The sequence below is a fragment of the Paenirhodobacter sp. CAU 1674 genome, assembly GCF_029222945.1.
Taxonomy (GTDB): Bacteria; Pseudomonadota; Alphaproteobacteria; order Rhodobacterales; family Rhodobacteraceae; genus Rhodobacter.
In genome coordinates, this window is sequence record NZ_JARHUH010000010.1 from 60,491 (window position 1) to 83,980 (window position 23,490).

Below are 23,490 nucleotides of genomic sequence, written 5' to 3' on the forward strand. Positions count from 1 at the left end.
ACGGGGTTGCCGGGCTTCTAGACTGCGCAGGGCTTTGGGGCAAGGCAGAGGCGGGACGATGGGGCCGAAACTGACGGATTTTCTGGGCGATTGGGACCTTCTGCGCCAGATCGTGCAGGGCGATGGCACCACGGCCCGGTTTGTCGGGCAGGCCCGTTTCCATCCTCAAGATGGCGCGCTGCACTATCGCGAGGCGGGCCATCTGCACCTGCCGGGATTGTCCGCCATGCAGGCCGAGCGGTGCTATCTGTGGCGCGAGGCAGCCGGGCGGATCTGCGTCGATCATGCCGATGGCCGCCCGTTCCACGATTTCGACCCCGCAAATCCGCAGGCTTCGCATTGGTGCGACCCGGACGATTACCGGGTCACCTATGATTTCGGCGATTGGCCCCGTTGGCAGGCGCGCTGGCGGGTGCGTGGCCCGCGCAAGGATTACACGATGGTTTCGCACTATCACCCGGCACAGGGGGCGCTGCCCCCCGCCCTGACGGGCGTCCCCCGGGATATTTGAACCAGAAAGAAAGACCGGGGTATCTGTGTTCTTTCTGGTCGAAATATCCCGGGGGTGAATGGGTGCTTGCACCCAGAGGGGGCAGAGCCCCTTGTCTTTGCCCGCGCCCGGATGCAGCCTGCCCGCATGAGTCTGATCCGCCAGAAAACACTGCCCTTCGCCCCCTGGGCCGACCCGCGCACCCGGCGCCTGCCCGGGATCGTGCCGATCGAGATGGCCGACTGGCTGGAGGTGGACGATGCCTATGCCGCGCAGATGGCCGAGCGTGACCGGCTGATCGCGGAAGTCCCCGACAAGGTGCTGGCGCTGATGCCCCGTGCGCAGGCAGCGGCGAACGAGTTGCTGACGCTGGTGCTGGGGCAATTGCCGGCGTTGGGGTTCGACTGCGCGCCGGACCGGGTGCGCCGCCCCGATGGCATCGAGGTCGCCCTTGACCCCGCGCAGCCGATGGCCACGCTCGGGCGGCTGGTGCAGGAGGATCTGTGCCTGATGCAGCCGGGCCCCGATGTCAGCGGCGCGCCGGGCCATGTGCTGACCGGCGCGGCGCTGTGTTTCCCGGCGGGCTGGACCCTGGCGGAAAAGCTGGGCCGGGCGATGATGGGCATTCATGTGCCGGTCGCGAAATATACCGAAGATCTGGGCGCGCGGGTGCAGCGCCTGCTGGACGGGGTGCAGCCCGGGCGCGTTCTGATGCGCGGCACGGCGCATCATTCGAACGCCGCCCTGCACAACCCGCGACTGGAGGCGCAGGGGCGTGCCCCCGAGGGCGACTTGCCCTATATTCGCGTGGAACGTCAGGGGCTTGTGCGGTTGCCCGAAAGCGGCGCCGTGGCGTTTTCGATCCACACCTATGTGGTCGATCCCGCCGATCTGAGCCCCGAACAGGCGGCCGCGCTGGTGGAGTTTCCGATCCGCGAGGCGGCGTGAACCCGGTTTTGCTGGCCCTGGGCTGAAGGCCCGGCGCCTGGCCTCAGCCCTGTTTCTTGGCCTCGGCGGCGGCTTTCATCCGGGCCAGAAGTTCGGCTTTCTTGGTTTGGGCGCCGAACGGATTCTTGGTGCTGCCCTTGGCGTTATGTTCGCTGTGGCGCGGGGCGTTCTTGCCGGGGCGCGCGCCGCCTGACTTGCTGTAATCCATGGTGTTGCCCTCGCGTTGCTATGGGTGGGGTTGCTCTTGCCCGAAACCGGGGGCCGGTGCAAGCGGGGTGCGCGGCACAGCCGGCGCGGGCTTTACCAGCCGCCTGAGAGCCGCCAGCGCAATTCGGCGCGGTCGGCGGCGATCATGCCGGGGATCAACAGCGCGTCGATCAGCCACCACAGCCCGACGAAGGCCAGCGGGATATAGCCGATCAGGATGAAGGCCAGCGCCGAACCGATGCCGAACAGCGCCAGCATCAGCAGCCCCGACATCCAGCGCCCCAGATAGAACCGGTGCGCGCCGAACATGCCGAGGAAGAACCACAGCAGATAGGCCACGAACGGCGAGGCCGTTTCATTGGCGATGCGTTGCTCGATATAGAGCGCGCGGGTGTCGGTCATGTGAACCTCCTTAACATGACCCGGATATGGGGTGGGCGCGCGGAGGCTGCAAGGGGGCGACGCTAAAACAGCCGCCCCGCCAGCCGCAGCCGGATCAAGGCCAGCGTCAGCAGCACAGATCCGGTGACAGCGATCAGATAGACCTCGGCGCGCGGCAGGGGGTAAAACCGCGTCAGCGCGATCACGAAGCCTATGTGCAGGAAATAGATCCCCGCCGACACTGTGCCCAGGGGCCATGCCGACAGCCAGGCGGGCAGGGGCGGCGCGCGCACGGCGGCCACCACCAGCGCCGGGCAGGCAATCAGCGCGGCGATCAGCGTCTCGGGCGCCAGCGGATGCGCCGGGTCGGCCACATGGCGCAGCGCCATGGTTTCGGCCACGCTCAGCCCCAGCCCGGCGATCCCCAGCGTGAGGGCGGGGGCAAAACCGATCCGCCGGTCAATCCCCGCGCGCCGCAGCAGATGCCCCAGCAGAAAGAACGGCAGGCCCAGCAGCACCCCGTTGCGCACCAGCAGCGGCCACCAGCTGCGCGGCACCCAATGCTCCATCCGTGCGATCTGCAACAGATAGCCCAGCGTGAACAACCCCAGTGCCAGCACGAGCAGCGCGCCGATCCGCCAGCGCCACACCAGCGCCGCGCCCGCAAGCGCCATCGCCAGCCCGGTCAGGAACCACAGCTGCCACCAGCCAAAGACCCAGAGTTTCAGATATTGCATCACCCCGCCCGAGGCGACCGAGGGCCACCAGAACGGCAGATAAAGCGTCAGCCACAACAGGTGCAGCCACAGGTAGCGCAGGACCAACCGGCGCGACCGGCCCGGCACCTCGGGGCGGAACATGTACCCCGCCACGCAGAAGAACCCCGGCACCGCAATGCGCGCCACCCCATTGCCCAAAAGCCAGGTGGCCTCGGCCGAGATCTCCTTGAGCGGGTTGGCATGGATCGTGACGACCAGCAGCGCCAAAAACAGTTTCAGCAGGTCAAGCCCGACAAGACGGGCAGAGGGTGGGGCGGTCACGGATCACCTGCACGGGGAATCGGGGATGGCCCCCATCGGGCCTTTCTACGCGATCGCGGCCTTTTCTGGAAATGGTGCTGTCCTTGCCCAACGAAAAAGGCCCCGCAACCGCGGGGCCTTTTGCAATCTTTCGGCCGTGTCTTACGACTTGGCCAGGTTGCGCAGCACATAGTGCAGCACGCCGCCGTTTTCGAGGTATTCGATCTCGACCGCGGTATCGATGCGCGACTTCAGCTGGATCGTCTTCACCGTGCCGTCCTTGTAGGTGATGGTGCAGGGCACCAGCGACAGCGGCTTGATCTCGCCTTCCAGCCCTTCGATGGTCACCACCTCGTCACCGGTCAGGCCCAGCGTCTTGCGGTTGTCGCCGCCGGTGAACTCGAACGGGATGACGCCCATGCCGATCAGGTTCGAACGGTGGATCCGCTCGAAGCTTTCGGCGATCACGCCCTTGACGCCCAGCAGGTTGGTGCCCTTGGCCGCCCAGTCACGCGACGAGCCCGCGCCGTATTCGATACCACCGAAGATCACCAGCGGGATGCCGGCCTCCTGGTATTCCATCGAGGCGTCGTAGATCGAGGTCTGTTCGCCGTTCGGGCCCTTGGTGTAGCCGCCCTCGACGCCGTCCAGCATCTCGTTCTTGATGCGGATGTTGGCGAAGGTGCCGCGCATCATGACTTCGTGGTTGCCGCGGCGCGAGCCATAGCTGTTGAAGTCCTTCGGCGCGACCTGGCGCTCGGTCAGGTATTTGCCGGCCGGGGTGGTCGGCTTGAACGAGCCCGCGGGGCTGATGTGGTCGGTGGTGATCATGTCGCCCAGCACCGCCAGCACCCGCGCGTTGCGGATGTTCGAAATCGCACCGGCTTCTTTCGACATGCCGCGGAAGTAGGGCGGGTTCTGGATGTAGGTCGAGCTGGCCGGCCAGTCGTAGGTTTCCCCTTCCGAGGTCTCCACCGCCTGCCATTTCGCGTCGCCTTTGAACACGTCGGCGTATTTCGACAGGAAGGCCTCGCGGGTCACGCATTTCTCGACCAGTTCGGCGATCTCGGCGTCGGTCGGCCAGATGTCCTTCAGGAACACGGGCTTGCCGTCTTTCGAGGTGCCGATCGGTTCGCTCGACAGGTCGATGTTCATGTCGCCCGCGATCGCATAGGCGACGACCAGCGGCGGCGAGGCCAGGAAGTTGGCGCGCACGTCCGGGCTGATCCGGCCTTCGAAGTTGCGGTTGCCCGACAGCACGGCGGCGGCGACCAGATCGTTGTCGTTGATCGCTTTCGAGATCGCCGGATCGCCCAGCGGCCCCGAGTTGCCGATGCAGGTGGTGCAGCCGAAGCCGACGATGTTGAAGCCAAGCGCGTCGAGGTCTTCCTGCAGGTTCGCGGCCTTCAGGTATTCTTCGACGACCTGCGAGCCAGGCGCCAGCGAGGTCTTGACCCAGGGCTTCGCGCTCAGGCCAAGGGCACGCGCTTTACGCGCCACCAGACCGGCCCCGATCAGAACATAGGGGTTCGAGGTGTTGGTGCAGGACGTGATCGAGGCGATCACGACCGAACCGTCGCCGACCTGATAGTCCTTGCCCTCGACCGGCACCGATTTGCACACGCTGATCGGCTTGGTCGCGACCGGGCCTTCATCGGCCATGTCCTTGGCGTCTTCGGAAATGTCGAGACCGCGATATTCGGCCACGACCTTGGCGAAGGTCGATTTCGCGTCGGTCAGCGGCAGGTAATCCTGCGGGCGTTTCGGGCCCGAGATCGCCGGCACGATGGTGCCCATGTCGAGTTCCAGATGCGACGAGTAGATCGGCGCATAGTCCGGGCCACGCCAGAAGCCGTTTTCCTTGGCATAGGCTTCGACCAGCGCGATGCGGTCTTCGTCACGGCCGGTCTGGCGCAGATAGCGCAGGGTTTCGGCGTCGATCGGGAAGAAGCCGCAGGTGGCGCCGTATTCGGGGGCCATGTTGGCGATGGTCGAGCGCTGCGCCAGCGGCAGCTTGTCGAGGCCTTCACCGTAGAATTCGACGAATTTGCCGACCACGCCGTGTTTGCGCAGCATCTGCACGACCTTCAGCACCAGGTCGGTGCCGGTGGTGCCTTCGACCATCTCGCCGGTCAGCTTGAAGCCCACGACTTCGGGGATCAGCATCGAGATCGGCTGGCCCAGCATCGCGGCCTCGGCCTCGATCCCGCCCACGCCCCAGCCCAGAACCGCCAGGCCGTTGACCATGGTGGTGTGGCTGTCGGTGCCGACGAGCGTGTCCGGGTAGGCGACGGTTTCACCGTTCTGGTCGGTGTCGGTCCAGACGGTTTGGGCCAGATATTCGACGTTCACCTGGTGGCAGATGCCGGTGCCCGGGGGAACGACGCGGAAGTTGTCGAACGCGCCCTGGCCCCATTTCAGGAACTGGTAACGCTCCATGTTGCGCTCGTATTCCAGATCGACGTTCTTCTGGAAGGCGCGCGGCGTGCCGAATTCGTCGATCATCACCGAGTGGTCGATGACCAGATCGACGGGCACCAGCGGGTTGATCTTTTTCGCGTCACCGCCAAGGGCCTTGATGCCGTCGCGCATCGCGGCCAGGTCGACCACGGCCGGAACGCCGGTGAAGTCCTGCATCAGCACGCGCGCCGGGCGATAGGCGATCTCGCGCGGGTTCTTGCCGCCCAGCGTGGCCCATTCGGCAAAGGCCTTGATGTCGTCGACCGAAACGGTGAAACCGCCGTCTTCGAAGCGCAGCATGTTTTCCAGCACGACTTTCAGCGAAGCCGGCAGCTTCGAGAAATCGCCCAGGCCAGCTTCTTGCGCGGCGGGAATGGAGAAATAGGAAACGGTCTTGCCGCCGGCCGTGAGCTTGCGGCGGGTCTTGGCGGTGTCCTGTCCGGTGACGATGGGCATCTGATGGCCTCCCTTGGCATGAATAGGGTGTCGCTGAAGGGTGTTTGCCCGATTGGACAGAGTCGATCAAGGGGGGGCAGTGTTTTTTGTATACCATTGCACACAGAATTTTCACCCCAACCGCCGGAACCGCCGCCAATCCCCAGAAGAGGCCGGTCATACTGGCGCAAACCACAGGGTTTCGTCACGGAAATCGCAAAACCTTGATTGGCAAAGGGGCAGGGTGCGGCTTAGGAAGGAGTGGAACGAAAAGAGGCACTATGACACGCGCGCACGGCAGCTTGGCAATCGGTTCCTGGCGGACTTTGGCTGCGGCCGGGGTTCTGGCTGGCATGATGACCGGGACGGCGCTGGCGCAAGGTGTTCCCTCCGGGCCTGCGCAGGGGGCTGCGCCCTCATCTGCGCAGCCGGGCAGCAGTGGCAGCAGTGGCAGCCTGGGGGCCGCGGTGCAAGGGGCCGGCGAGCTGGCGGGGGCTGTGGCCGAAACGATCGGCGCTGCCGTCAGCGAGGGCGGGGCTGCGCTCGCCGAAGGTGTGGCCGCCGGGATTGGTGCCGTTGATCCGACCGCTTCCGCCGCCGCCCCGGCGCTTGTGCGCAGCCCGGTTGTCGTCGAACTCTTTACATCTCAGGGGTGCTCTGCCTGTCCGCCCGCCGACGAACTGCTGGCCGCGATCGCGCCGCGCCCCGATGTGATCGCGCTGGCGCTGCATGTCGACTACTGGGATTATCTGGGCTGGGAAGACCCCTTCGCGCAGCCCGCCTTCACCGCCCGGCAAAAGGCCTATGCCCGGTCCAAGGGCGAGCGCACGATCTACACGCCGCAGATGATCGTCGACGGCGATCAGGCGCTGGTCGGCCCCTCGGCGCAGGCGCTGGATGCGCTGATTGCCGAGAATGCCGCGCCCGGGCCGGTGCAGATCACGATTTCCGGTGGCAAGGGGCAGTATCAGATCGAGCTTTCGGCCAATCCGCCGCTCGATCAGGGGACGGTGGTCCAGATCGTGCGCTATGCCCCGCAGGCGCGCGTGGAAATCCTGCGCGGTGAAAATGCCGGATTGCAGCTGGATTACGCCAATGTCGTGACCGCCTGGCACGCGGTGGCCGAATGGGACGGGCGCACCCCGACCCGGCTGAATGCCAAGATCGAGGGCGAAGAGCCCGCCGTGGTCATCGTGCAAGCCGCGCGCCCGGGCAAATCGGCACCGCTGCCGGGGCGGATTCTGGCGGCCGGGCGGCTGGAGTGAACCGCCCGCAGTTTTACCCCTGCCGCGCCGCCTGCCGTTCGCGCGCCCAGACATAAAGCCCCGCCGCCACGATCACCGCAGCCCCCAGCACCGTCCAGCCGTCGGGCAACTGGTTGAAGAAGACAAATCCCCAGACGCTTGAAAAGATCAGGCCGGTATAGCCGAAAGGCGCCAGCGTGCCTGCCTCGGCCTCGGAAAAGGCCAGGATCAGCAGGCCCTGACCGGCGGTGCCCAGAATGCCCAGGGCCAGAAAGATCCACAGATCGCCCATCGCGACCGGCTGCCAGAAGAACGGCACGGCCAGCGAGCTGAGGGTGGTGCCGACCAGCGCCGACCACAGCATCGACGTGGCAAGACCATCGCCGCGCACGACCCGCGTCAGCAGGGCGCCCGCCGTGTAGGAAAATGCCGCCGCAAGTGCCAGCAGGGCGGCGGGATGCATCACCCCCACGCCCGGGCGCAGAATGATCATCGCCCCCGCGAAGGCCACGCCAATGCCGATCAGGCGGCGAGGGCCCAGCTTCTCGCCCAGAAACAGTGCTGCGCCCAGTGTAATCAGCACCGGGTTCAGGTCGGTCAGGGCCGCGGCCTCGGCCAGCCCGATATAGCGGATCGCCCCGAAGAACAGCACCACCGTTGCCAGCTGCGCCAGCGCGCGGAGCACCTGCGTGCCCGGCTGTCGGCTGCGGATCAGGCGCGGAATGCGCGGCCCGAAGATCGCCAGCAGGATCAGGCTGTTCACCGCAAACCGCGCCCAGACCACCTGCGCCGGATGATAACGCGTGCCCAGATGCTTGGCCGCGGCATCCATCAGCGTGAACAACACCAGCGCCGCCAACAGCAGCGCGATGCCCCGCCCTGGACGGGGGGCCGCAACGACAGAGGGGGCCGCAACCGGCCCCCCCTCGATAATCTGGCTGGTCCTTGCGCTCACAGCAGTGCCTTGACCTTGGCCGCGACCGCCTCGGGGGTGATTCCGAATTCGGCATAAAGCCGGTCGGCCGGGGCCGAGGCACCGAAGCTCGACATGCCGACGAAATCGGCCTTCTTCTCGGTCCCGCGTTCGCCCAGCAGCCAGCGATCCCAGGGCTGGCGCACGGCGGCCTCGACGGCCACGCGCACCGCGCCGGGCGGCAGGATCTTGCGACGATAGGATTCGTCCTGTGCCGCGAACAGCTCCATGCAGGGCATCGACACGACCCGGGTGCCGATCGCCTCGGCCTGCAGCAGGTCGCGCGCCTTCAGCGCGATTTCCACTTCCGAGCCGCTGGCCATGATGATCGCCTGACGCTTGCCCGCCGCTTCCTCGATCACATAGGCGCCCTTGGCGACCATGTTCTGGTTGGTGTGGGCCTTGCGCAGCGTGGGCAGGTTCTGACGCGACAGCGCCAGCACCGAAGGCGTCGTCTCGGCCGAGATCGCCAGTTCCCAGGCTTCGGCCGTCTCGATCACATCGGCGGGACGGAAGGTCCAGGTGTTCGGCGTCGCGCGGCAGATCGCCAGATGCTCGACCGGCTGGTGGGTCGGGCCATCCTCGCCCAGACCGATGCTGTCATGGGTCATGACGTAAACCGCCGGAACCCCCATCAGCGCCGACAGACGCATCGCGCCGCGGGCGTAATCGGTGAAGCAGAAGAAGGTGCCGCCATAGGGCCGCACGCCGCCATGCAGATACAGACCGTTCATCGCCGCCGACATGCCGTGTTCGCGGATGCCGTAGCGCAGATACCGGCCCTTGCGGTTGTCGGGCATGAAGTCCGAGATGTCCGAGGTCTTGGTCAGGTTCGAGCCGGTCAGGTCGGCCGAACCGCCCATGGTTTCGGGCACCACCGGGTTGATCGCCGCCAGCACCATTTCGCTGGCCTTGCGGGTCGCGACCTTCGGCGCAGCTTCGGAATTGGCCTTCTTGAAGGCGCGGATCGCGCCGGCCAGCTTTTTCGGCACGCCATGGCTCATCTGCCGCTCGAACTCGGCCTTCTTCGCGCCGCTCAGCGCGTCCAGACGGGCCGCCCATTCGGCATGCGCCGCCGCACCCTTGGCGCCGATGGCTTCCCACTCGGCCTTGATCTCGGCCGGGATCTCGAACGGGCCGTAGCCCCAGCCATAGACTTCGCGGGTCAGCGCGATTTCGGCATCGCCCAGCGGCGCGCCGTGGACCGAATAGCTGTCGGCCTTGTTGGGGCTGCCGAAGCCGATGATCGTCTTGCAATCCACCAGAACCGGGCCCTTGGCCTTCTTCGCCTCGGTCAGCGCGCGGTCGATATCGGCCGGGTCATGGCCGTCGCAGGCCAGCACCGTCCAGCCCGAGGCGGCAAAGCGCGCATGCTGATCGGTGATGTCCGACACGGTCACGCGCCCGTCGATGGTGATGTTGTTGTTGTCCCACAGCACGATCAGGTTATCGAGTTCCTGCTTGCCGGCCAGACCGATCGCCTCCTGGCTGATGCCCTCCATCAGGCAGCCGTCGCCCGCGATGACCCAGATCTTGTGATCGACGATCTTGGCGCCGAAGCGCGCCTTCATCGACTTTTCGGCAATCGCCATGCCGACGGCGGTCGAGATCCCCTGACCCAGCGGGCCGGTCGTCGTTTCAACGCCTTCCAGATGGCCGTATTCCGGGTGCCCCGCCATCCGCGAGCCCCACTGGCGGAAGTTCTTGATCTCTTCCAGGGTCGATTGCTCGTAACCGGTCAGGTGCAGCAGCGCATAAAGCAGCATCGAGCCATGACCCGCCGACAGGATGAAGCGGTCGCGATCCGCCCAGTTCGGCGCCTTGGCGTCGAATTTCAGGTGGTTGCGATACAGCACCGTCGCCACATCGGCCATGCCCATCGGCATGCCGGGATGGCCGGAATTGGCGGCCTGCACGGCATCCATCGCCAGCGCACGGATCGCCGTCGCAAGTTTCCAGTGATCGGGGTGGGTGGCGCGGAGCGTGGCGATGTCCAAGGGGCTATCCTCTTTCGCAGCAGTGTTGGCGGTAACTTTGCCCCCTGATAGCAGGGATCGGGGCAAGATCAAGCGCGCCAATCGCCCCGTGCAGCCAAGTCATTGATGCAAAAGGGTGGGCTTGCCCCCGGCTTGTTGGTTAAACTGACACATAGCAGGGGCGTGCGCGATTCGCGCCGCCTGCAGGCTTGCGCAGGGCCGGTGACAGGGCCGCGCATGAAGGAAGGAAGCGGGCGGATGACAGAGATTGCCGAATTTGAGCGCCGGATCAGCTATGCGCTGGAGCGCGCGATGCGTGGGGTCGAGACGCTGAGCCTGCGCAAGGCCGAGGCCGAGGCCGCCCTGGCCGAAGCTTTGGAGGCCGCCGCCGCGCCCGCGCCCCAACCCGAGCCGGAAGCCCCCTCCGAACCGCCCGAAGCCGAAACCGCAGGGGACGACATTCCCGAAGCGCTGCGCAATGCGGCTGCGGCCCAGGCCAGCGCCGCACACGAGGCCGAACTGGCCCGGCTGCGCGAGGCGCTCGAAGCCGAGCGCATGGCCAATGCGCAGCTGTCCGAACGGGTGCGCGCGATCCGTGAAAAGCAGGAAACCACCCTGTCCACGCTGGAAAAGCGTCTGGCGCAAACGACCCGCAGCTTCGATGCCGCGCAGGCCGAACTGGCGCGGCTGAAACGCGCCAACACCGATCTGGCCGAAGCCAACCGCGCCTTGCTTGAGGCGGGCGCCGATCTGGCGCCGCATCTGCTCAACCGCGCGATGCAGGCCGAACTGGAGGCGCTGCGCGCCGCGCGCGCCGCCGAGGTCAAGGAACTGAACGATATTCTGGGCAGTATCGAACCGATCCTGGCCGCGCAGGACGCAATGGGGGGCAATTGACATGCCGGAACTGAGAATCATCGTCGGTGGACGCGAGTTCGATGTGGCCTGCCAGGATGGCGAAGAACATTTCCTGCGCACCGCCGCTGCGATGCTGGATGGCGAGGCCAGTGTCCTGCTCAGCCAGATCGGCCGGATGCCCGATGCGCGGATGCTGCTGATGTCGGGGCTGATGCTGGCCGACAAGACGGCGGGCATGGAAGACCAGCTGCGTGCGGCCCAGACCCGGATCGCCGAGATCGAGGCGGAACTGGAAGCCCTGCGCGCCGATCCGCCCAAGGTCGAGGTGCCGGTGATCCCGGCCACCGTCACCGATACGCTGGCCGAAATCGCCGCGCGCGCCGAGGCGCTGGCCAACAAGGTCGAGGAAGAGGCCTGAGCGGGCAGCGCACCTCATCCGGGCGGCGCCTGTGGGCGCGGCGTTTGAGTATTTTTGCCAAGAAGAAGCCGCAGCGGATCGTGAAGCCCTGCGGCTGATTTCTTCTTGGCCCAAATACTCAAAACCCGCTGCGTTCCAGATGAAGGCGGCGGGGCAGGGGGCGCGCCGAAGTAAGGCGCGCCAAGGGGCGGCCGGGACTTACTCCGCCGCTTTCATCTCGAAACCATGCGCGATCTTGTCCGAGGGCGCGATCGGGTATTCGCCCGAGAAACAGGCATCGCAATATTGCGGGCAGGCGGCGTTGCGGCCCTGCGCCTCGCCCGCGGCCCGATAAAGCCCGTCGAGCGAGATGAATTTCAGGCTGTTCACGCCGATCCAGTCGCGCATCTCGTCTTCGCTCATCCGCGCGGCCAGCAGTTTCTCGCGGTCGGGCGTATCGACACCGTAGAAGCAGGGCCAGGCGGTCGGCGGCGAGGCAATGCGGAAATGCACCTCGGCGGCGCCCGCATCCAGGATCATTTCCTTGATCTTGCGCGAGGTGGTGCCGCGCACGACCGAGTCGTCGACCAGAATGACGCGCTTGCCCTTGATCAGGCTCTTGTTGACGTTGAGCTTGAGGCGCACACCCATGTTGCGGATCTGCTCGGTCGGTTCGATGAAGGTGCGGCCCATATACTGGTTGCGGGTGATGCCGAGCGCGAAGGGAATGCCCGAGGCATGGCTGAAACCGATCGCCGCAGGCGTGCCCGAATCCGGCACCGGGCAGACCAGATCCGCCTCGACCGGGGCTTCGGCGGCCAGTTCCACGCCGATCTGGAAGCGCGTTTCATAGACGGACCGCCCGCCGATGATGCTGTCGGGGCGCGAGAAATAGACGTGTTCGAAGATGCAAAACCGGCCTTTCGAGGGGCCGAAGGGCCGCGAGCTTTCGATCTTGCCGTCCTGGATGACGACCATCTCGCCCGGCTCGATCTCGCGCACGAATTCCGCACCGATGATATCGAGCGCGCAGGTTTCCGAGCTGAGCACATAGCCGTTGTCGCCCAGACGGCCCAGCACCAGCGGGCGCACGCCCAGCGGATCGCGCACGCCGATCAGCTTGGTGCGTGTCATCGCCACCACCGAGAACGCGCCCTCGACCCGGCGCAGCGCATCGGCGATCCGGTCGGCGTGGTGCTTCTGGATCGAGCGGGCCATCAGGTGGATGATGCATTCCGAATCCGAACTGGACTGGAAGATCGCGCCGCGTTCGATCAGCTCGTGGCGCAGCGCCTCGGCATTGGTCAGGTTACCGTTGTGGGCAATCGCCGCGCCGCCCATCGAGAATTCGCCGAAGAAGGGCTGCACATCGCGGATCACCGCGGCTTTCGACCCGGCGGTGGAATAGCGCACATGCCCGATGGCCAGCGGCCCGGGCAGGGTTTCCATCAGGCTGGCCTTGGTGAAATTGTCGCGCACATAGCCGAAGCGATGCGCCGAGTTGAAGCCCTTGACCGCATCATGGGCAACGATGCCGCCCGCCTCTTGCCCGCGGTGTTGCAGCGCATGCAGCCCGAGTGCCACGAAATTCGCGGCATCTGCCACGCCGATCACGCCAAAGACGCCGCATTCTTCCTTGAGTTTGTCATCGTCGAAGGGATGCGACAGGAACGGGCTGGCCGAGCGGGTCACCGATTGGGTCATGGAAGGTGTCCTTGATGCAGGGGGCTTGCCCGGCCCGTTTAATGCGAAACGGGAGGGGTGTTAAGCCCTCCCGCAGAGAATTCCGTCATCGCACCGTCACTATTTCCGGCGCGTTGCCCATGCGTCAGTTCGAGGCCGGGGTGACCGGGGCCACCGGCGTTTCCGGGGCTGCGCATTTCTCGACCAGCTTTTCATAACGCCCGACGATCCAGCCGGGGGCATCTTCGGGCATGGTTTCGTCCATCTGGCCGCTCAATTGCGAAAACACCTTGGCCGAGCGCGAGCCGTCGACAACCGGGATCGCCTCGTTCACCACCAGACGGTCATAGACGACAAAGGCCACGGCGACCAGGATCACCCCGCGCAGCACGCCGAACAGGAAGCCCAGACCCTGATCGAGCCCGCCAAGCGCCGAGCGCTGCACCGCGCTGGCAAACAGCGGCGTCAGGATCGAGAAGACGACAAGCGCCAGCGCGAAGACCGCGGCAAAGCCGCCGATCGTCGCCAGCTCGCAGCTGTCGCCCAGGAATTTGTTCAGCCCCGGCAGTTGCGCGATCAGCGGGCGGGCCGCGTCGGCAAACACATAGGCCAGCACCGCAGCGGCAACCCAGCCGACGATCGCCAGCCCCTCGCGCACGAAGCCGCGGCTATAGGCCAGAATGGCCGACAGAATGATGATGACCGCCACGATGGCGTCAACGATGGTAAACCCGTCCATGCGTCCCCGCGTTTTTCGGTGGCGCTAACCTGCGCCGAACATATCCCCAACGAATGTCACGAGATCGGGCAACTTGCGCAGCCGCATCCCGGCGCCACTCTCGACCTTGGTCCCTTGTGGCGCAATCGCCTGTGAAAAACCAAGTTTTTCCGCCTCTTTCAACCTGTTTTCGGCCTGGCCCACCGGACGCAGGGCCGCCGACAGGCTGATTTCACCGAAAATCACCATATCAGGCGGCAAGGCAACATCCTCGCGCGCGCTCAGCAGTGCCGCCGCCAGCGCCAGATCGGCGGCCGGTTCCAGCACCTTCATCCCGCCCGCGACGTTCAGAAACACGTCGAGTCCGGCGAAGGGAATGCCGCAGCGGCTTTCGAGCACCGCCAGAATCGTCGACACGCGGCCCGAATCCAGCCCCACCACCGTGCGCCGCGGACTGGCCAGCGGCGAGGGCGCGATTAGCGCCTGAATTTCGGTCAGCACCGGGCGGGTGCCCTCGATGCCCGCAAACACCGCCGATCCCGGCACCGCGGTGCCACGCTCGGACAGGAACAGTGCCGAAGGGTTGGCCACCTCGGCCAGTCCGCCGCCCGTCATCTCGAAAACGCCGATCTCGGCGGCGGGGCCGAAGCGGTTCTTGACCGCGCGCAGGATGCGGAACTGATGGCCGCGCTCGCCCTCGAAATACAGCACGGTGTCGACCATGTGCTCGACCACGCGCGGGCCCGCGATCTGGCCTTCCTTGGTGACATGGCCCACCAGAATGACCGAGGTGCCGCGCTTCTTGGCGAAGGTCACCAGCTCGTGACAGGCCGCGCGCACCTGACTGACCGAGCCCGGCGCGCTGTCGACATGATCGGCCCACATCGTCTGGATCGAATCGATCACCACCAGATCGGGGCGCTCGGCCTCCAGCGTGGTCAGGATGTCGCGCAGATTGGTTTCCGCGCCCAGTTGCACCGGCGCCTCGGCCAGCCCAAGCCGCTGTGCGCGCATGCGCACCTGGGCCGAGGCTTCCTCGCCAGAGATATACAGACATTTCAGGCCCTTGAGGGCAAAACTTGCCACGGCCTGCAGCAGCAGCGTGGATTTGCCGATGCCCGGATCGCCGCCAACCAGAATCGCCGATGCCGGGACCAGCCCGCCGCCCAGCACCCGGTCGAACTCGGCCAGCCCCGAACAGGTGCGCGGCGGCGGCGCCTCTTCGGTGGCCAGCGAGGTCAGAGCGATCACGCGGCCCTTCGTGGCGCCAAGGGTTTTCGAGGCCGGGCCGCTGCTCAGGGGCGCTTCCTCGACGATCGTGTTCCACTGTCCGCAGGCATCGCATTTGCCGTTCCACTTCTTGTGGACGGCGCCGCAGGCGGTGCAGGTGAACTGGGCGGGTGCTTTGGCCATGGGCCTTTGTGTCAGAGGGGCGCGCGCAGGGCAAGGGCAGCGGGGGCCAGCGCCCCGGCCTGCGGCCTCCCCCCGGGATATTTCCTCCAGAAAGAAAACCGGACCCTGCCTTCTTTCTGGTTCAAATATCCCGGGGGTCAGGGGGCAGCGCCCCCTGCGCGCGGGATCTGCGCTGCGCCAGATGGGACAGCGCCAGCGAGGCCAGCACGCAAAAGCTGAACAGGTAAAGCCCCCAGCCGGTCTCGATCCGGCCCACGCCCACGCCCTTTGCCAGCACGATATACAGCGCGATCAGGAAGATGTCGGCCATCGCCAGCCGCCCCAGGGCCTGAACCGGCGGCAAGAGGCGGGGGGAAGCCAGGTCGAACTGCACCAGGGCCACGCCCGCGACCTTGGCCATTGGCGCGATCAGGGCGAAGACCGTGACCAGCAGCGCAAGGAAGATGTCCTTGGCCCAGAGCGCCTGCAGCCCGGTCACCACCGAGATCGCGTCGAGATCGAAGAACGGCAGCAGGCCCGCGCGCAAGAGCGGCGCAAACCATGCCACCGGGAACAGCACCAGCAGGCTCAGATTGGCATATTTCAGCATCGCGCCTCCGGGGGCTAGCGCAGGGCGGCAATCGGCCCTTCGGCCCGGCCGTGGATGAACTGTTGCACATAAGGGTCTGGCGTTTCGTCCATTTCCGCAATCGTGCCGGTCCATTGCACGCGCCCGTCATGCAGCATCGCGACCCGGTCGGCAATCGCGCGCACCGAGGTCATGTCATGGGTGATCGTCATCGCGGTCGCCCCCATCTCGACCACGATTTCGCGGATCAGGTCGTTGATCACGCCCGCCATGATCGGGTCGAGCCCGGTCGTCGGTTCGTCGAAGAAGATGATCTCGGGCTCGGCTGCGATGGCGCGCGCCAGGCCTACGCGCTTTTGCATGCCGCCCGACAGCTCGGCCGGGAACAGATCGGCCACATCGGGGCCAAGGCCGACACGGCGCAGTTTCGCGATGGCGATGGCCCGGGCTTCTTCCTGCGGGCGCTTGAGCGAGCCACGCAGCAGCCGGAACGCCACGTTTTGCCAGACCGGCAGGCTGTCGAACAGCGCGCCGCCCTGAAACAGCATCCCGAACCGCGCCAGAAACGCGTCGCGCGGGGCCTGCGCCACATCCTGGCCGTCAAGCGAGATCAGCCCGCCGTCGGGCTGGATCAGCCCAAGGATGCATTTCAACAGAACCGATTTTCCGGTGCCCGACCCGCCGATGATGACCATGCTTTCGCCGCGCGGAACGGTCAGATCCACGCTGCGCAGAACCACTTTGGGCCCAAAGGATTTCTGAACGCCCTGCATCTCGATCATGCCGCGAAAAACACCTCCGTCAGCAGGTAGTTGGCCGCCAGGATCGCGATCGAGGCCGCGACCACCGCCGATTTCGTGGCCCGCCCCACGCCCTGCGCGCCGCGCCCCGAGTTCATGCCGTAATAGCAGCCGGTCAGCGCCACGATGAAGCCGAAGGCCGCGCCCTTTACGAGGCCCGAGCCCACGTCCCAGAACTCCAGATATTCCCAGGTGTTCTTCATGTAGGTGGCCGAATTGAACCCCAGCCGCCCGGTGCCCACCATCCAGCCGCCCATGATGCCGATCACGTCGCCGATGCCGACCAGAACCGGCACGCACAGCGTTGCGGCCAGCATCCGCGGCACCGTCAGGTATTTCATCGGATGGGTGGACAGGGTGACCAGCGCGTCGATCTGTTCGGTCACCTTCATTGTGCCGATTTCCGCAGCGATCGAACTGGCCACGCGCGCGGCCACCATCAGCCCGCCCAGCACCGGGCCCAGTTCGCGCACCATGCCGATGGCGGTAATCGAGGGCACGACGGATTCCGCCGAAAACCGGGCAGAGCCTGCGTAGATTTGCAGCGCCAGCGCCGCGCCCGTGAACAGGGCCGTCAACCCCACCACCGGCAGCGAGAGCCAGCCGATCTGGATGCACGACAGCCAGAATTCGCGCGCGTAAAAGGGCGGACGCAGCAGGTGGCTCAGCGCCGATCCGGCGAAGATCCCGCCGCGGCCAAGCGCGGCCAGCGTGCCGAGCGCCGGGCGCCCAAGCGCCGCCAGCGCGCGCGCGATCACGCCGTTCCCTCGACATACTGGCGCTGATAGCGCGCGCCCAGAGATGTCAGGATTTCATAGCCGATGGTTCCGGCGACATCGGCCAGATCGTCGGGGCCCTGATGCGGCCCGAGGATGTCGAGTGTCTTGGGCGCCTCGGGCAGATGCGAGACATCGACGGTGATCAGATCCATCGAGATGCGGCCGACAACGGGGCAGGGGATATCACCCGCCCACAGCGTTGCGCGCCCGCCCAGCGTGCGGTGCAGCCCGTCGGCATAGCCCGCAGAAACGGTCGCGATACGGCAATCGGTTTCGGCCTCGAAAGCGTTGGAATAGCCCACGGTTTCGCCCGCCGGAACCTCGCGGATCTGCACGACCGGCAGCGACAGCTGCACCACCGGCCGCGCGCGTTCGAAGGGCAGGCCGCCATACAGGCCGATGCCCGGGCGGGTCACGTCGAAATGATACTCGGGGCCCAGCAGCAGCCCCCCCGTCGCCGAAAGCGAACGCGGCACATCGAGCCCGTCGGTCATATAGCGGAACTCGGCCAGCTGGCGCGCGTTCATCGGATGCTCGGGGTCGTCCGAGCAAGCCAGATGCGACATGATGAGCCTGGGCTCCGATCCCAGGACGATCGGTGCCACCGCCTGCCATTCCGCCGATTCCATGCCCAGCCGGTTCATGCCGGTATCAAGCTGCACACCGAAGGGACAGCCCGGCAGCGCCTCGAAATGGCGCGTGACCTGATCGAGCGAATTGAGCATCGGCGTCAGCCCCAGATCGCCGATCATTTCCGTGTCGCCCGCCATATGGCCGGAGAAGACGAAGATTTCCGGGCCTTCGCCCAAGGCCTGACGCAGTGCCGCGCCTTCCTCGGCCGAGGCCACGAAGAACTTGCGCGCGCCGGCCCGGGCCAGAGCCCGCCCGATCCGGGCAGCCCCCAGACCGTAGCTGTTGGCCTTGACCACGGCCCCGGTTTCAGTGGCCGTCCCGGAAAGCGCGTCCAGCGCCCGCCAGTTGGCGAGAATTGCGTCGATGTCGATGCGAAGAGATGCTTGTGCCATGCCACTTTCTTCTTGCGCGGCGCGCCCGAGGTCAAGCGGAAAGGCTGGCCACGGGGCGCGCGTTCACGCGAGTGTGGCGGGTGGGCAGGGGGCTGCGCGCGGAGATGGCGGGTTTGAAGGGGGCGGGGCTCAGAAGCCCTCGCCGCCGTCGCCCTGCCAGGGTTTCGCCAGATCCGAGAACCGGGTGAAGCGGCCCTCGAAGGCCAGCTCGACCGAGCCGATCGGCCCGTGACGCTGCTTGCCGATGATGACCTCGGCCTTGCCATGGACCTGTTCCATGATCTGCTGCCAGGCGGCCATCTTTTCCAGCTCGTGATCGCCGGGCTTCTCGCGTTCCTTATAATATTCGTCGCGATAGACGAACATCACCACGTCGGCATCCTGTTCGATCGAGCCCGATTCGCGCAAATCGCTCAGCTGCGGGCGCTTGTCGTCGCGGCTTTCCACCGTCCGGCTCAGCTGGGACAGCGCGACCACCGGCACCGACAGCTCCTTGGCGATCGCTTTCAGACCCATCGAGATTTCGCCGATTTCCTGCACCCGGTTGTCGCCCTTGCCGGTGCCGCGCAGCAGTTGCAGGTAGTCGACCATCACCACATCCAGCCCATGCGTCCGCTTCAGCCGCCGGCAGCGCGCGGCAACCTGGCTGATCGGCAGGGCGGGGGTGTCGTCGATGTAAAGCGGGCAGGTTTCCAGCGCCTTGGCGGCCTCGACGAAGCGGCGGAATTCGGCCTCGGACATATCGCCACGGCGGATCTGTTCCGAGGGCACTTCGGAGGCCTCGGACAGCACCCGCGCGGCCAGCTGTTCGGCCGACATCTCCAGGCTGAAGAAGCCCACGACCCCGCCCTGCACCGCGCCTTCGGAGCCGTCGGGACGGATGCCGCGCTTGTAGGCCTTGGCGATGTTGAAGGCGATGTTGGTCGCCAGCGAGGTTTTGCCCATCGACGGACGCCCGGCCAGGATCAGCAAGTCGGACGGGTGCAGCCCGCCCAGCTTCTTGTCCAGATCGCGCAGCCCGGTCGACACGCCCGACAGCCCGCCCTCGCGCTGATAGGCGGCGTTGGCGGATTGCACGGCCTCGGTCACCGCTTTGAGGAAACTCACGAAGCCCTTCTCGGATGCCCCGGTTTCCGCCAGCTTGTAAAGCGCGCCCTCGGTCTCCACGATCAGCTTCTCGGGCTCGACCCCGACCTCCAGCTTGCTGGCCGAGGCCGACAATTCCCGTCCGACCTTGATAAGCTCGCGCCGCAGCGCAAGGTCATGGATCATCTGCGCATAGTCGCGCGCCGCATAGGACGAGATCGCCGCCCCCGCCAGCCGCGCCAGATAGGCGGGCCCGCCGAGTTCCTTCAGCCCGGCGTCCTCTTCCAGATAGCCCTTGATCGTGACGGGCGAGGCCAGCGCGTTCTTCTGGATCTTGGCAACGGCGGTTTCAAAGATCGTGCGATGCACGGGCTCGTAGAAATGCTCGGCCTTCACGATCGCGGCGATCCGGTCGTAAATGTCATTGTTGGTCAGGATCGCGCCCAGCAACTGCTGTTCGGCCTCGATGTTGTGCGGCGCGACCGTGTCTTCGGCGGCCTCCGGGGCGGCGGCGGTGGTCTGGAGTGCGGCGGCGGTGTTCATCTCGGCCTCGATACCCTGCAAGCGGCTCTCTTAACGGAGCGCGGTTTCATTCCAAAATGGGGGCAACCTTGTGGATAACCAAGCTGCCAAAGACCGTCTTAGCCGGTCTTTGGGGGAAACGGTCTGGGCCCCCCGCCAGATATGGTAGGGGGACAGACCCATAACCGAGTCGCCGTGAATTATCCACAATTCATGCACAGGAGGTTCCACAAAACGGCCCCCTGAAAAATCAGATCCGGCGGGATCAGCCCTTCTTGCGGGCTTCCTGCCAGGGGCGCGGATTGGTCAGGAAGGCCTCGACCTCGTTCAGGGTCGCCTCGCTGAAGCTGCCCTGCGCGCGCGCCTCGGCCAGAACGTCCCACCAGGTGCACAGATAGTGCAGCTGCACGCCATGCGCTTCCAGCGTCGGCACGGTTTCGGGGAAGATGCCGTAGTAGAAGATCACCGCCGTATGCGCACAGCTCGCGCCGGTTTCGCGGATCGCATCGACGAAGCTCAGCTTGCTGCCGCCATCGGTGGTCAGATCCTCGACCAGCAGCACGCGCTGCCCTTCGCTCATCGCGCCTTCGATCCGGGCGTTGCGCCCGTAGCCCTTGGGCTTTTTGCGCACATAGGTCATCGGCAGCGCCAGCCGCTCGGCCACCATCGCGGCAAAGGGAATGCCTGCGGTCTCGCCGCCGGCGATATTGTCAAACGCCTCGAAGCCTGCGTCGCGCATCACCGTGACGGCCATGAAATCCATCAGGGTTGACCGGATCCGCGGATAGGAGATCAGCTTGCGGCAGTCGATATAGGTCGGCGAGGGCAGGCCCGAGGCCAGCGTGAAAGGCTCGTCCGCATTGAAATGCACGGCCTTGATTTCCAGAAGCATCCGCGCGGTCAGGCGCGCGATCTCTTCTTTCGCGGGGAAGGAGCTGGGGATCATCGTCACTATCCTTTCAGGGCGTTTTCTCTTTGGCTCAAATATCCCGGGGGTCCGGGGGCGGCGCCCCCGGGCGGGCCGCAGATGCCTCCGGCGGGAGTATTTGAGCCAGGAGAAATCAGTCTTTCACATGCCAATAAACCGGGAAGCCCGGGTTGAAAACCGTCACCGGACCCGCGCCGGTGATGATCTTTTCGGGCCATTCGGCGGGTTGATCGGTCTTTTCCAGAACCATCGTCGCGGTATTCACCGGCAGACGATAGAAGGCCGGGCCGTTTTGCGCGGCAAAGGCGGCCAGCCGGTCCAGCGCGCCCTCTTCCTCGAACACATGCGCCAGCAGTTGCATCGTGTTGGTCGCGGTAAAGCACCCGGCGCAGCCGCAGGCGTTTTCCTTCAGGTGGTCGGCATGGGGCGCCGAGTCGGTGCCCAGGAAGAACCGTGCCTCGCCCGAGGTCGCCGCGGCGCGCAGCGCCAGACGATGTTCCTCGCGCTTGGCCACCGGCAGGCAGTAGTAATGCGGCTTGATCCCGCCCACCAGGATGTGGTTGCGGTTGATGATCAGGTGATGGGTGGTGATCGTCGCGCCCAGATCGTCGCCCTGCGCGCGGACATAGTCCACGCCATCCTTGGTGGTGATGTGTTCCATCACCACGCGCAGGCCCGGGGTTGCGCGGCGGATCGGGTCCAGCACGGTGTCGATGAACACGGCCTCGCGGTCGAAGATGTCAACCTCGGGCGTCGTGACCTCGCCATGCACGCACAGCGGCAGGCCGATCTCGGCCATCTTTTCCAGAACGCCACGCACCTTGTCGAAATCGCGCACGCCGGAATTCGAATTGGTCGTGGCCCCCGCCGGATAGAGCTTGACCGCGCGTACCAGCCCCGAAGCCGCCGCAGCCGCCACATCGGCCGGATCGGTGGTTTCGGTCAGGTACAGCGTCATCAGCGGCTCGAACGCGGCCCCTTCGGGCAGGGCGGCCAGAATCCGGTCGCGATAGGCGGCGGCCTGTGCGGCAGTGACCACCGGCGGCACCAGATTGGGCATGATGATCGCGCGCGCGAAATGGCGCGTGGTTTCGGGCAGGATACCTTGCAGCATGGCGCCGTCGCGCAGATGCAGGTGCCAATCGTCGGGGCGGGGAAGCGTGATCTGGGTCATGGTTTTGCCCTACACCGGGACCGCGGCCAAATCCAGTGGGATCAGCGCCGCAGAGCCTCGGCGCAATCGCGCCGATGTGTTTGCATGCGGCTTGCCGCGGGGCGCGGGCGCGGGCAGCATGAAGTCTCCCGTCAAGAGGAGAGCAGCAATGAAATCCCCGATCCTGATTGCCACGGTGCTGGCGCTGGCCGGCTGTGACGACCCCGGCTTTCGCGGCGTGCCCGAGGTGCGCACCGCCACGGCCGCCGAAGTCGGTTCGTGCCGCCTGATCAGCCATATTTCGATGACGCCCGCGGTCTATGGCCCGGTGCTGGCCGAGCAGGGGGTGCGCTACGCCCGCAACAAGGTGATGGAGAGCGCCCGGGCAGATGGCGCCAACACGGTCGTCTTCGAACAGGTCGAGCCGGGCGCCGATGTCTATGTGGTGCGCGCGCAGGCCTATTCCTGCTGAACCATCCGGGGTCATGCCCGGCCGCACATGCATGGCCGGGTTGCGACAAACTGTCTGCCTGGGACAGGATTGCTGACGTATTCTGCGCTTGGGGAGGAAGCAACCTGACATCTTTCAGGAGGTTTCCAATGGTCATTTCCACGACATCCATGCCGCAGGGCCACGCCCTGTCCAGGGCTGCGCAGCGCATGCTGGCCCCCCTGTCCGCCGGTTTTGTGCGTTTCATGGAACAGCAGTCGCGCAGCGCTGAAATCGCGCGACTGCGTGCGCTTGACGATGCCGATCTGGCCGCGCAGGGGATCTCGCGCGATCGCATCGTCTATCATGTTTTCCGTGACCGGTTCTGGGTCTGACAGGGGCCGGGAAGGCGTCGCGGCCCGGGCCTGTGTGAGGGCGAACTCCGGCACAGGGCACGCAGGTGCGGGACGCCGGGGCGTTCCGTTCCGGCCGGTTTGGGCTTGCCCTGCACGGCGCGGCGCCCGATACTGCACCTGCAATGCGCCCGTCCGGGTTTCGTGTCCGGTTCGTGAGCGCGATCAGGAGGCCCCATGTCGAAAACCCAGAACCAGTCCCCGAACGCGGATGCCGCCACCGATATGGGCGCGCAGCTGATCGAGGTCAGCGGCGATCTGGTGCTGGCGGCACTGTGCATCGGACAATTCCGCGCGCCCTGTCAGCTCGAAAATGACCGTCTGGTGGTGCGCGCCGACGAGGTGCTGATGCAGGCGCTGTCCGCCTTGGGGCTGAGCCTGACGCCGGCGAGCATTGAGGTTTTCACCCCCGCGCCCATGTTCGCGCCCGAAACCGCAGGGCGCGCGCCGCGCCATGTGCATACTCATGTCTCGCATCTGGCAGAGGATGAAGAGGCCCCCGAAGATCAGGGCCATCCCCGCTCCAACGCCTAGATACCCCGGGGCTGGCTTCGGGCAGCCGGGGCTGCCGCGAGGGCCCCGAT

General features: G+C 66.0%; 24 protein-coding genes. 8 read left to right on the forward strand and 16 right to left on the reverse strand.

Translation table 11 applies throughout. From position 1 onward, the window contains the following. Nucleotides 1-58 precede the first annotated feature (58 nt). Nucleotides 59-511, forward strand: a complete 453-nt coding sequence (locus P2G62_RS14455; protein ID WP_275735616.1) for a DUF6314 family protein — start codon at nucleotides 59-61, stop codon at nucleotides 509-511. Between the two features lie 126 nt (nucleotides 512-637). After that, on the forward strand, nucleotides 638-1,438 hold the full coding sequence (locus tag P2G62_RS14460) for a DUF3445 domain-containing protein (RefSeq protein ID WP_275735617.1): 801 nt from the start codon (nucleotides 638-640) through the stop codon (nucleotides 1,436-1,438). Between the two features lie 43 nt (nucleotides 1,439-1,481). On the opposite strand, the gene P2G62_RS14465 is transcribed toward P2G62_RS14460, so the two are convergent. From P2G62_RS14465 to acnA, 4 genes are all read right to left on the reverse strand, one after another. Continuing rightward, complete coding sequence (locus P2G62_RS14465) at nucleotides 1,482-1,646, reverse strand: hypothetical protein (RefSeq protein ID WP_275735618.1); 165 nt, start codon at nucleotides 1,644-1,646, stop codon at nucleotides 1,482-1,484. A 92-nt stretch (nucleotides 1,647-1,738) separates the two neighbouring features. Continuing rightward, nucleotides 1,739-2,047, reverse strand: a complete 309-nt coding sequence (locus tag P2G62_RS14470) for a TM2 domain-containing protein (protein ID WP_275735619.1) — start codon at nucleotides 2,045-2,047, stop codon at nucleotides 1,739-1,741. A 62-nt stretch (nucleotides 2,048-2,109) separates the two neighbouring features. Continuing rightward, nucleotides 2,110-3,066, reverse strand: a complete 957-nt coding sequence (locus P2G62_RS14475) for an acyltransferase family protein (RefSeq protein ID WP_275735620.1) — start codon at nucleotides 3,064-3,066, stop codon at nucleotides 2,110-2,112. Between the two features lie 141 nt (nucleotides 3,067-3,207). Further along, nucleotides 3,208-5,961 (reverse strand): aconitate hydratase AcnA, encoded by a 2,754-nt coding sequence (gene acnA, locus P2G62_RS14480; RefSeq protein ID WP_275735621.1) that lies wholly within the window; start codon nucleotides 5,959-5,961, stop codon nucleotides 3,208-3,210. 260 nt (nucleotides 5,962-6,221) lie between these two features. Between acnA and P2G62_RS14485 the strand changes: the two genes are divergently transcribed. Beyond that, entirely contained in the window at nucleotides 6,222-7,205 is a 984-nt protein-coding gene (locus tag P2G62_RS14485) for a DUF1223 domain-containing protein (RefSeq protein WP_275735622.1), read from the forward strand. A gap of 13 nt (nucleotides 7,206-7,218) precedes the next feature. Here P2G62_RS14485 and P2G62_RS14490 read toward each other — a convergent pair whose 3' ends face one another. Both P2G62_RS14490 and tkt read right to left on the reverse strand, forming a co-directional pair. Further along, entirely contained in the window at nucleotides 7,219-8,139 is a 921-nt protein-coding gene (locus P2G62_RS14490; protein ID WP_275735623.1) for a DMT family transporter, read from the reverse strand. After that, nucleotides 8,136-10,154, reverse strand: a complete 2,019-nt coding sequence (gene tkt, locus P2G62_RS14495) for a transketolase (protein WP_275735624.1) — start codon at nucleotides 10,152-10,154, stop codon at nucleotides 8,136-8,138. Before tkt ends, P2G62_RS14490 begins: the two co-directional genes overlap by 4 nt. Before the next feature lie 237 nt (nucleotides 10,155-10,391). On the opposite strand from tkt, the gene P2G62_RS14500 reads away from it, so the two are divergent. After that, a complete protein-coding gene (locus tag P2G62_RS14500) occupies nucleotides 10,392-11,030 on the forward strand; it encodes a hypothetical protein (protein WP_275735625.1) in 639 nt (212 codons plus the stop codon). A gap of 1 nt (nucleotide 11,031) precedes the next feature. Further along, entirely contained in the window at nucleotides 11,032-11,409 is a 378-nt protein-coding gene (locus tag P2G62_RS14505) for a cell division protein ZapA (RefSeq protein ID WP_275735626.1), read from the forward strand. A gap of 198 nt (nucleotides 11,410-11,607) precedes the next feature. Here P2G62_RS14505 and purF read toward each other — a convergent pair whose 3' ends face one another. The 10 genes from purF to pyrC form a co-directional block, all read right to left on the reverse strand. Then, nucleotides 11,608-13,092: an amidophosphoribosyltransferase gene (gene purF / locus P2G62_RS14510; RefSeq protein ID WP_275735627.1), complete on the reverse strand. Its 1,485-nt coding sequence runs from the start codon at nucleotides 13,090-13,092 to the stop codon at nucleotides 11,608-11,610. Between the two features lie 124 nt (nucleotides 13,093-13,216). Beyond that, nucleotides 13,217-13,810, reverse strand: a complete 594-nt coding sequence (locus tag P2G62_RS14515; RefSeq protein WP_275735628.1) for a CvpA family protein — start codon at nucleotides 13,808-13,810, stop codon at nucleotides 13,217-13,219. 24 nt (nucleotides 13,811-13,834) lie between these two features. Beyond that, a complete protein-coding gene (gene radA, locus P2G62_RS14520) occupies nucleotides 13,835-15,202 on the reverse strand; it encodes a DNA repair protein RadA (RefSeq protein WP_275735629.1) in 1,368 nt (455 codons plus the stop codon). 121 nt (nucleotides 15,203-15,323) lie between these two features. Beyond that, nucleotides 15,324-15,791, reverse strand: coding sequence for a paraquat-inducible protein A (locus P2G62_RS14525; RefSeq protein WP_275735630.1), 468 nt, complete (start codon nucleotides 15,789-15,791; stop codon nucleotides 15,324-15,326). Between the two features lie 14 nt (nucleotides 15,792-15,805). Further along, the gene (locus tag P2G62_RS14530; RefSeq protein ID WP_275735631.1) at nucleotides 15,806-16,552 is read right to left on the reverse strand and encodes an ATP-binding cassette domain-containing protein; all 747 of its coding nucleotides are present in this window, start codon (nucleotides 16,550-16,552) and stop codon (nucleotides 15,806-15,808) included. Next, complete coding sequence (locus P2G62_RS14535) at nucleotides 16,549-17,325, reverse strand: ABC transporter permease (RefSeq protein WP_275735724.1); 777 nt, start codon at nucleotides 17,323-17,325, stop codon at nucleotides 16,549-16,551. The genes P2G62_RS14530 and P2G62_RS14535 overlap by 4 nt, the downstream gene beginning before the upstream one ends. Beyond that, nucleotides 17,325-18,374 (reverse strand): alanine racemase, encoded by a 1,050-nt coding sequence (alr, locus tag P2G62_RS14540; protein ID WP_275735632.1) that lies wholly within the window; start codon nucleotides 18,372-18,374, stop codon nucleotides 17,325-17,327. Before alr ends, P2G62_RS14535 begins: the two co-directional genes overlap by 1 nt. Before the next feature lie 129 nt (nucleotides 18,375-18,503). Then, nucleotides 18,504-20,003 (reverse strand): replicative DNA helicase, encoded by a 1,500-nt coding sequence (locus P2G62_RS14545; protein WP_275735725.1) that lies wholly within the window; start codon nucleotides 20,001-20,003, stop codon nucleotides 18,504-18,506. Nucleotides 20,004-20,247: 244 nt separating this feature from the next. Further along, the gene (locus P2G62_RS14550; RefSeq protein WP_275735633.1) at nucleotides 20,248-20,928 is read right to left on the reverse strand and encodes an orotate phosphoribosyltransferase; all 681 of its coding nucleotides are present in this window, start codon (nucleotides 20,926-20,928) and stop codon (nucleotides 20,248-20,250) included. A 115-nt stretch (nucleotides 20,929-21,043) separates the two neighbouring features. Continuing rightward, on the reverse strand, nucleotides 21,044-22,084 hold the full coding sequence (pyrC, locus tag P2G62_RS14555) for a dihydroorotase (RefSeq protein ID WP_275735634.1): 1,041 nt from the start codon (nucleotides 22,082-22,084) through the stop codon (nucleotides 21,044-21,046). A 148-nt stretch (nucleotides 22,085-22,232) separates the two neighbouring features. Between pyrC and P2G62_RS14560 the strand changes: the two genes are divergently transcribed. The 3 genes from P2G62_RS14560 to P2G62_RS14570 all read left to right on the forward strand — a co-directional run bounded on the left by P2G62_RS14560 (nucleotide 22,233) and on the right by P2G62_RS14570 (nucleotide 23,440). Then, a complete protein-coding gene (locus P2G62_RS14560) occupies nucleotides 22,233-22,535 on the forward strand; it encodes a hypothetical protein (RefSeq protein WP_275735635.1) in 303 nt (100 codons plus the stop codon). A 128-nt stretch (nucleotides 22,536-22,663) separates the two neighbouring features. After that, nucleotides 22,664-22,888 (forward strand): hypothetical protein, encoded by a 225-nt coding sequence (locus tag P2G62_RS14565; protein WP_275735636.1) that lies wholly within the window; start codon nucleotides 22,664-22,666, stop codon nucleotides 22,886-22,888. Nucleotides 22,889-23,083: 195 nt separating this feature from the next. Then, nucleotides 23,084-23,440, forward strand: a complete 357-nt coding sequence (locus P2G62_RS14570; RefSeq protein ID WP_275735637.1) for a hypothetical protein — start codon at nucleotides 23,084-23,086, stop codon at nucleotides 23,438-23,440. The last annotated feature ends 50 nt before the right edge of the window (nucleotides 23,441-23,490 follow it).